Source organism: Nostoc sp. CHAB 5715 (assembly GCF_020829685.1).
In the GTDB taxonomy this organism is placed as follows: domain Bacteria; phylum Cyanobacteriota; class Cyanobacteriia; order Cyanobacteriales; family Nostocaceae; genus Nostoc.
The window spans coordinates 1-9783 of sequence record NZ_JAIVFR010000166.1 but is presented as its reverse complement, the minus strand read 5'-3'; the positions used below and the strand labels follow the sequence as shown (position 1 = coordinate 9783).

3 protein-coding genes are annotated in these 9783 nt (G+C 42.5%); 1 reads left to right on the top strand and 2 read right to left on the bottom strand.

Translation table 11 applies throughout. The features are described 5' to 3' along the window. A partial coding sequence (locus tag LC574_RS11435; protein WP_229453633.1) for an adenylate/guanylate cyclase domain-containing protein occupies positions 1 to 2254 on the bottom strand: 2254 nt, incomplete at its 3' end. 977 nt (positions 2255 to 3231) lie between these two features. Here LC574_RS11435 and LC574_RS11430 point away from each other — a divergent pair. Then, positions 3232 to 3654 (top strand): hypothetical protein, encoded by a 423-nt coding sequence (locus LC574_RS11430; RefSeq protein WP_229453632.1) that lies wholly within the window; start codon positions 3232 to 3234, stop codon positions 3652 to 3654. Here the strand turns inward: LC574_RS11430 and LC574_RS11425 are convergent. After that, the coding region (locus LC574_RS11425; RefSeq protein WP_229453631.1) for an AAA family ATPase at positions 3643 to 9783 on the bottom strand (6141 nt) is incomplete at its 5' end. The genes LC574_RS11430 and LC574_RS11425 overlap by 12 nt on opposite strands.

Sequence of the window (9783 nt, the reverse complement as noted above, 5' to 3'; positions counted from 1 at the left end):
GCTTAAAAGTGTTATCGCTAATAATAATATCGCAACCGTATTGTTTACTGACACTTTCTAATCGAGAGCCAAGATTAACGCCATCGCCAATGGCGGTAAATTCCATCCGCTTACTAGAGCCGATATTCCCACTAATTACGGTATCTGAGTTGATACCAATGCCGATTTTAATTTTGGGCTTATCATCTGTATAGCGACGTTGATTAAATTCGTGCAGACGATCGCGCATTTCTAAAGATGTTTGCACTGCCATCCAAGCGTGTTCTTCTAACGGTAAGGGAGAACCAAACACAGCCATGATGGCATCGCCGATATATTTATCAAGAGTGCCTTTATGTTTAAAGACTGCCTCCACCATTGATTCAAAATATTCATTGAGCATACTCACCACTTCTTCTGCTTGTAAGTTTTCCGTTAAAGTGGTATACCCGCGAATATCCGAAAATAAAATCGAAACTTCTTTACGATCGCCTCCTAGTTTAGCGTCATCCAATTTCAGCAATTCTTCGGCTAATTCCTGGGTCATGTAGCGGTACATCGTACTCTTGAGCCGCTTTTCATCACTGATATCTTCCATTACTACCAGCGCCCCCCGGACTTGCTCTTGGTCGCTAGCATCAGCTATTGTGTTAATCGATAAATTGATACTGTGCTGTTCTGTACCAGTAGTTAGGAGTGTGCGATCGGGGTAATATTGCTGGCGGCCTTTTAAGTCGGCTGCATGTAAAGCATCCTGATACCACTTGCTAAAGTCACCTTCTTTGATGCCGATCGCCTCAGTAACTAATTTACCTTCTAACCGATCTTCTGGCTCCAGTCCTAGCAAACGTTTGGCACTTTCATTGGCGGCGATAATTAACCCAGCTTTATCAGTGGAAACTACTCCATTGGAAAGACTACGCAGAATATCCCGTTGCATTTGTTCTTGTTGTTTAACTGTGGCAAACAACTGAGCATTTTGCAGCGCTACTCCCGCTTGAATATTAAAAGCTTCCATGAATTCTTCATCGTTGCGGTCAAAGCTAGCTTGGAAGCAGTCGGGAGCTTTGGGCCAATCAGCTGGATTATAAGGTGGAAAATCACCATTTTTCTTTTTATTTACTAATTGGGTAACGCCAATCAGTTGTTGATTTGCGTTAAATACTGGCATACAAAGCAAGCTACAGGTGCGATAACCATTTTGCTGATCGAGTTGTTTGGCAGTATCAGAGTCAGGATCGTCGTACAAATCAAAGGCAATATTCAATTTCTTGCCAGAAGCCGCTACTATACCAGCAAAGCCTTTACCTACGGGGACTCGCAACTCCTTAGTTGAACCATCATCCTGGGTGATTTTCGTCCACAATTCATGGCGATCGCGGTCTATTAACCATAGTGTACTGCGATCGGCATTCATCAGTTCCTTGGCTTCATCCATCACCCGCTTCAGGGTATCTTCTAAGTCGAGACTGCTTTGAGATAGAGACTTGATCGCCTTCATCAGCGCCGCCACTGCTCTTTGTTTTTGGGTGGCTACATAAAAAGAGCGCGAGGATTCTAAAATCAGGCGAATCGAAGGGGCAAATTCTTGAAATAATTGTTCGTCACCACAGATAAAACCTTTGGTATCAATGCGCTCTGCAAGTGGAACATCGGGATTATTCCCAGATTTTAATTTATTCAGTAATTGCACTACCGCAACCAAGTGTCCATGTTCATTCAATAATGGCAAAGCCAGCATGGTGTAGGTGCGGTAGCCAGTTCTTTTTTCTTGTTCTTGGGCAAAATGCGATCGCGGATCGTTATAAAAATCAAAGGGAATATTAATAACTCGCTTGAAGGTGGCGACTTCCCCAGCAATGCCTTTATCGGCGGGGATACGAATTTCTAAAGAGCGATCGCCCTCCCCCTCAGCCAGAATCGACCAGAGTTCTTGTTTTTCTTCATCCAATAAAAATATCGTCGTCCGGTCTGCCCCCAGTAATTCTCCGGTTTTTAAGGTAATCGAATGCAACATTTCTTGCAGAAGAGTTTCAAATCCTTGAGAATCCAGCATTGACAAGGTTTGATGGACAATCTGTAATTTTTGCTCGACATCCTGAACGACTTGCTTAAAAGTATCCTGAGTCAGGGGAGCAAGAAACGTAGAAAAATTTCCTTGTCTTGTGGCAAGAGCACCCACAGGAGCGGCATTTGCTTGTAATTCGAGGTTTTCTTGGTTGTGAACACTAATAATCAAATCGGTGGTCTCCCCACAATCTTGATACACTGACATAATAGGTTTTTGATATAACAGGATGAGATTTTAGATGTAACAATGCAATTAAATTTATGTAAGTGGTGCTAAAAGCAACAATTGCTTGATATTATCCATAGTTTAATCGCTTGTTTAGCTAGCGTCACGTCGCTTCGCTCCGAATTCAAAACTTGTACTGAGCTTGTCCTGAGCGTAGCCGTTGGCGCAGCCTCTCGTAGAGAAGGGCGTAGCCGAAGTATTCAAAACTTGTCCTGAGCTTGTCCTGAGCTTGTCCTGAGCGTAGCCGTTCGCGCAGCGTCCCGCAGGGAAGGGCGTAGCCGAAGTATTCAAAATTCAATAATTTAGGACTTACGCACTGTAGAAATGCATCGTGATGTGCATTACCTAAAATAGGAAGTTTTCAGGCTTTTCTTAATTATCCTGCGATCGTAAATAGACCATGCTGTAGGGGCACAGCATTGCTCATTGGTGTCAACTTAAGCTAAAAGTAGCTTAACTGAAAGCTTCCTCACCCGCCTCGAACTAAAGTTCAAGGCTCCAAGCTTTAGTCTACTGAAGTAGACTAAAGATTTTTGGCTATATTTAGTCATCTTTAGATGACTTTCGCTATTAGCAAGGAACTTTAGTTCCTTGCGGGACATGGCTTTTACGTTAAGTTGACACGTATGAGCTGGCTCGTGCCCCTACGAAAGATATGGTTTTTAACCTTAATCCATCTGGGAAGCAAGGTGGAAGTCAAAGAAAAGGCAGGGGGGAGAATGATTTGTAACTGTAACAGGACTTACGCAAAGGCAACGTACTTTCGTCATTGCAAGCGTTGCGAACGCGAGTGCGTCTCTTAGAGTTGCAATCCCAGTCTTGACGAGATTGCTTCTCTTACGAGACGCTCCGCGAACGCTACACTGCGTTCCGCTCGCAATGACTAATCATCGCTGCGTAAGTCCTGTGTAATTTAACGTGAGTCTCCAAGGGAGGCGCACGTTAAATTAAGATTCGTGGACGAGTCTTTTTTACTCGTGGATGAGTCTTTTATACTCGTGGACGAGTCTTTTATACTCGTGGACGAGTCTTTTATACTCGTGGGCGAGTCTTTGATACTCGTGAGCGAGTCTTTGATACTCGTGAGCGAGTCTTTGATACTCGTGAGCGAGTCTTTGATACTCGTGAGTGAGTCTTTGATACTCGTGGACGAGTCTTTGATACTCGTGGACAAGTCTTTGATACTCGTGGACGAGTCTTTGATACTCGTGGACAAGTCTTTGATACTCGTGGACAAGTCTTTGATACTCGTGAGCGAGTCTTTGATACTCGTGAGCGAGTCTTTTATACTCGCCCCCCCTGCTCCCCCTGCTCCCCCTGCTCCCCCTGCTCCCCCTGCTCCCCCTGCCCCCTGCCCTCTGCCTTCTTCAATTTTGTAATAAGTCTAATAATGCGATCGCCTTCACCAATTCTTCTGGATCTACAGGCTTGGAAATATGCTGTTGAAATCCGGCAGCGATCGCTTGCTGATGATCTATCTCACCAGCATAAGCAGTTAAAGCGATCGCTGTAATTGTCCCGCCTTGCTCTGGTTGTAAACTCCTTATTTGTCGTATCAGCATGTAACCATCCATTTCTGGCATTCCGATATCGCTAATGAGCAAATTTGGCTGGGATTGACTCAGTGCAGTTAAAGCTTCAATGGCTGAGGCTACAGCAGTCACAGTTGCACCATATTGCTCTAGCATGAAAGGCAAAAACTCTCGCATATCTGCGTCATCATCCACTACGAGAATATCTAAGCCAGACAAGGGTAAGGGCTGATCTTCCACAAGTGAAAAGTTATCTTTTGCATCCTTGATTCCTTTGCTTTCATCCTGTAAGCATGGAATTTTGACGGTGAAAGTTGCTCCTTGTTCTTCGCCCAGGCTTTGGGCTTGAACAGTTCCCCCGTGAAGTTCTACAAGATGCCGGACGATCGCTAATCCTAAACCTAAACCGCCAAATTTTCGAGTTGTGGCACTATCTGCTTGACGGAAATAATCAAAGACATAAGGTAAGAACTCAGGTGCAATCCCCTTCCCTGTGTCAGTGACGCAGATTTGTACCTGTGAGCCGACTTGTTCTAATTTAATTTTTACTTCTCCCCCAGTGGGAGTAAACTTAATGGCATTGGAAAGGATATTCCAAAAAACTTGTTGCAATCGATTGGCATCGCCTAAAACTGGCCCCACACTAGATTCAATAATTGTTTGAATCTCAATAGACTTGGCCTGTGCTGATAAACGCACTGTCTCGATCGCAGCTTCAATGACTGATATCAAATTAATGGGGCTAAAGTTGAGGTTAAGTTTACCCTGAAGGATGCGGGAGACATCAAGCAAATCTTCAATCAATTGGGTTTGTAACTTGGCGTTGCGCTCAATGGTTTCGAGGGCGCGATCGCTTGTTACTTGATCAAGCTTGCGGGTTCGCATCAGTTTTGTCCAACCCAAAATTGGGTTAAGCGGTGTTCTCAATTCATGGGAGAGGACGGCTAGAAATTCATCTTTGATGCGGTTTGCTGATTCAGCAGCGTTTCGCGCCGTTCGTTCGGCTTCATAAAGATGGGCGCGAGCGATCGCTTGGGCGCATTGTTGAGCAACAGCCAAGATAAACCCTTGATCTTCTCCACTAAGTAGTTGAAGTTGGGCAAATCCTAAAGTTATACCGCCAACAGCCCAACCTTCTACCATCAATGGAATAGAAATCCAGGCATCAATGTCATATTGGGCGTAAATTTCTGCCAAATGCGGGTAACTAGCCACCCGATTTTCTGCTCGTTCAGCCCAAATAGGTTGCCCAGTCCGCACGGCTTCTGCTAAGGGAGAGGGTGAATCGATGGAAAAATGCCGCCAAGCGTCTACCAAATCTTGGTTATAACCAACTGCACGCACAATTTCCAGTTCAGTTTTATTTTCATTCACCAAGGCGACAAGAGCAGAACTGGCTCCTAAAGCAGCCATGCTTTGCTCTACAATGACTTCAGATACTTGGGCTGGTGTCAAGGATTCTGAAAGGGCAGCTGTAATGGATTGAAGACGGGCAATGCGCTCCAATGCTCGCTCTGCTGTTGTTTGTGCTTGCTGTGCTTCTTGGTAAAGGCGGGCATTATCAATGGCGATCGCAGCTCGATGGGCAACATCTTCAGCTAGTGACAAGTCGGCCGTGCTGTAACGACGTTCTGATTCAGCAGTCACAAAGGAAATTGCACCAAAAATTCTTTCGCGTGCCATCAAGGGTAATATTATACATGACTTTAAACCAAGTTCACGCAGAATCTGGAGATGTTCTGGATCTTTGATGGCTTCTGCTAAAGCTGCATCTGAAATTTCAGCTACCATTTCTGCAACTCCTGTACGCAGTACTTTAGCCACGCCTTCAGGTGCATCCAACTTTCTGGGATAACGCTGATAGAGTTCCCAACCGAGTTTCACTTTCTCTGGATCTCGGTGAGCAACTGCTACCCGATGAATTGATTGGTTGTCTTGCAGCAGATCAACGGCGCACCAATCGGCAAAGTAAGGCACAGCCAGATTGGCCACACTTCCTAGTGTGCTTTCGTAATCGAGGGAAGAGGCGAGTGTTGCACTGACTTGAGCCAAAAATGTTGCCCGTTGCTGATCGGCTTCTGCTTCCTGTCGGGCGGTTTGCTCTTGAATCAGTTGGATACGTTCGGCTTCAGATTGTTTGCGATCTGTAATATCAAGCACAACACCGCTCATGTGTGTTGCTTTACCTGCTTCATTGAAAAAGGCTTTTCCTCGGCAGGCTACGTAGCGAATACTGCTGTCATCTCGAATAATTCGATATTCTAAATCATGCTCTACACCTTCGTTAATTGCTCGACTCAACGATTGAGCCAGCAATCCTCGATCATCTGGATGCAGACGAGCCAAAATTGCTTCAGAAGTGCCAACAAAGGTTTCAGGTGTTAACCCAAATAATTTATAAATCTCCTCATCCCAGTCAAAGCGATCATTGGCAATATCCCAACTCCAAACACCAATTTTGGCAGATTTCAACGCTAGATTGAGTTGTTCTTGGCTGTCTTCTAAACCTTGATAAAGACGAGCATTTTCCAGAGAGATGGCAATTTGAACTGTCAATATTTCTAGTACCGAAAGTTTATCTTGTGTAAAGGCACTGGAGATTAGATTATTTTCTAAATATAAAATACCAAGTAATTTCGACTGAAGCGCGATCGGTAAACAAAGTACAGATTTAGGTTGCTTTTGGATTATATACTCGTCTTTTGAAAATAGATTTGGCTCAGTGGCATTCTGCAAAATCACTGTTTCTTGAGTTCGCTGAACATAATTCAGCATTGATTGCGGAATAACCTGTGAAATTTCACCCTCTAATACAGGTCGATAAACATTGAGCTTTTCTGCTTGGTGATTAAATTTAGCTTCTACTTCTATTACCAAATTTTGCTCGTATTCAAGCAATAAATAACCAATTTCTGCTCCTGCTTGCTCAATGACAATCTGCATTAAAGTCTTCAACAACCGCGAAAAGACAATTTCACTAGATATGGTTTGAGAGGCTTTAACAACCGAGAAAAAATCTAGCTGTTCACCTGTGCTGAAAAACGTTCCGTTAGAGACAAGCTGTTGTTGCGGCAATAGTTGAGGATAGGATTCTTCGAGGTGCTTAACTTTTGCAGATGCCTCCCAGCGTACATAAGCATTTTTAGCTTCTTGTAAGTAGGTTTTGGCGATTAATTCAAACTCCCGTTCTAAGTAAAACTTAGCGCCTAGCTCATTAGCCAAAGCTTCATATTGCACAAATCCCTGCTCACGGGCTGAAGCAATTGATTGCTCATACAGGCGCATTGCTTCTAAGTCCCGATTTTCAATGCGAGCTATTTCAGCAGCTACTAATTGAGACTTGTGTAAGAAGTTAGCAGGACAGTGGTTAGCCCAGTATTGCAATTGCTGCTGATGGGATTTCAAGGTTTGTAAAAACTGTTCTTGCTCTTGATCAGATACTGTTGAATAAAGAGCCGTGAGAGTCAGTGAGTAATATAAAATGTAATCTGTTTCAATTGGTAATGCCAGTGTCGTAACTGGAAAATTAGACAATTCTAAGGCAGAACTAAATGCTTCTGGATATTTCCCATAATTAAAAAATATAATTAATTTAATAATATGATAAAAAATAATTCCACTAACAAAACCTGCATCTGTAATGATAGATAAAGCGGATAATTCATCAAATTCATCATTACTTAGAGTCAGATTTTGGTGAGTTAGTCCGCGCAGATTCATCAGTAGCATCTGCTGTAGTTTGATTGTCTGATAGACAGTCTCATGTTTAGACTGGCGGGCGAATGCAGTATATTTTTCTAGAGATTTGTATGTTTCTGCAAGTGGAAAACCTAACTGGATAATTTGCCACGAGCCTTGATAACCATTGTAGTTCGCTATCGTCACATCACCCGCTTCCACACAGCCGATAAATCCCCGCTCTAAAAATGGAATATCGGTAGCAATATGGTTACGCCAAACGTTAATATGACTTCCATGAATGTGCAGAACAACTCCTCTAAGTTTCAAGTCATGCAACTTTTCATTTAATTGAATTGTCATCTCAGAAAATGCGTACCCTGTAGGAATATCATGGAAGATAGAAACTAACAACATGGCATACATGCTGTAGGCAAAACAGGAATCTTCTGTATTCCCAAACTTGAGTGAGTAGTTAACTGCTTTAAGTACGACTAAGGGAAAGAGATCAGGTCTACCGAGATAAGTCGGTGGGCCCAAAGTCGTCAACAGACTAATGACTGTTTTAATATTTGGATCTTGGATTACTATAGCATTAATTAAATCAGAGACTTGTCTATTACCTAGATTGGTTAATACCTGGTTTTTTTCAATTGCGATCGCAGCCTGTACTTCCTCATTTGTATCAGGGAATGTCACCCCAAAAAGTTTTAAAGCTTCTAATCCCAATGTCAGCGCCTCTTCATACCTACCTGCAACTTGGTAAAGTCTGATTTGCAGCATATAAATATTAGATTTATCCACATAAGATGCTGCTTTCATGAATAGTATTTCAAATAATTCTTCCGCTTGTCCTAAATTCCCTGTTAAGAATTCACACTCAGCTAGTTCTCTGAATAGAGTGAATGTTTGTTCATATTGTTCAATCCAGGCATTTTCAGCTAAAAGATTCATGGCAACGCTAAAAAACTTTTTAGCAGGAGTGTAGGCTGTGGAGGCTTTTGCCTTATTAGCAGCGATTAAATTCAACCGTAGCAATTCATCTTTTTCTGTCTGTTCAATAATTAGATCCACAGCGAAATTGAGTTGATTGACTAAATCAAATATTTGCTCGTTCACTTGTTCAGGACTAGCATTTTTCAGCAAAAGCCGTCCAATTGTCAGGTGAACTACCGACTTTGATTCATCAGCAATTAAAGAGTATGCAGCTTGTTGAACTCGGTCATGATAGAAACGATAGTTTTTCTGGCCAGTTTCATCTGACTCTATGGGGATAATTAATCCTCTTAAAATTGCATCAACAAGTGCATTCGCAGTTTTTTCAATAGATTGTTCACCAACGATCGCTAAAACTTCTAAATCAAAACGATTACCAATACAGGAGGCTAACTTAAGCACCTGTTGAGTTTCGGCTGGCAGTTTTTGTATCCGCCCAATCATCAAACTGACAATATTATCTGTAATACCTTGGGCTTCAATCTGAGCTAAATTCCATTGCCACTCCCCTTTTACCCCCCTCTGTCCCCCCTTACCAAGAGGGGATTGCGGAGGGTTAAAATTCAGCAGATTTTCTTGATGCAGTGTTTTCAGAAACTCATTGACAAAAAAAGGATTGCCGTCAGTTTTTTGGATAATCAATTTAGCAAGAGGTTCTACTTGTTCCACTGAACTATGCAAGGTATCAGCAATCAACTGATTGACATAAACAAGATTCAAGGGGTTAAGGATAATTTCAGTTATTCTTGCTCCATACTGGCAAATCTTCTCCATCATTAAACTAAAGGGATGCACAACATTTACTTCGTTATCTCGAAAAGCCAAAATGAAGCAGAGATATTGGATACTAGACCCAGTAATGATGGTTTGAATTAAATTTAAAGTAGCGTTGTCTGCCCACTGCATATCATCTAAAAAAACAGTGAGTGGATGCTCTTTTTGAGCAAAGACGCTGATAAAATTTTGAAACACTAAATTGAATCGGTTTTGAGATTCGGCAGGCCCCAACTCTGGGATAGGAGGCTGTTCTCCAACGATTAATTCAACTTCTGGAATTACATCTGTGATTAGTTTACCATTGTTCCCTAATGCTGCTTGTATTCGCTTTTTCCAAGTGGCAAGTTGAGCTTCGGGCTGCGTTAAAATTTGTCTAACAAGTGTTTGAAAAGCTTGAACAATGGTGGAATAAGGAATATCTCGTTTGTACTGATCAAACTTGCCAGAGATAAAAACCCCACGTTCTTTGACAATGGGCTTGTGAATCTCTTTTACTAAAGAAGATTTACCAACCCCAGCATAGCC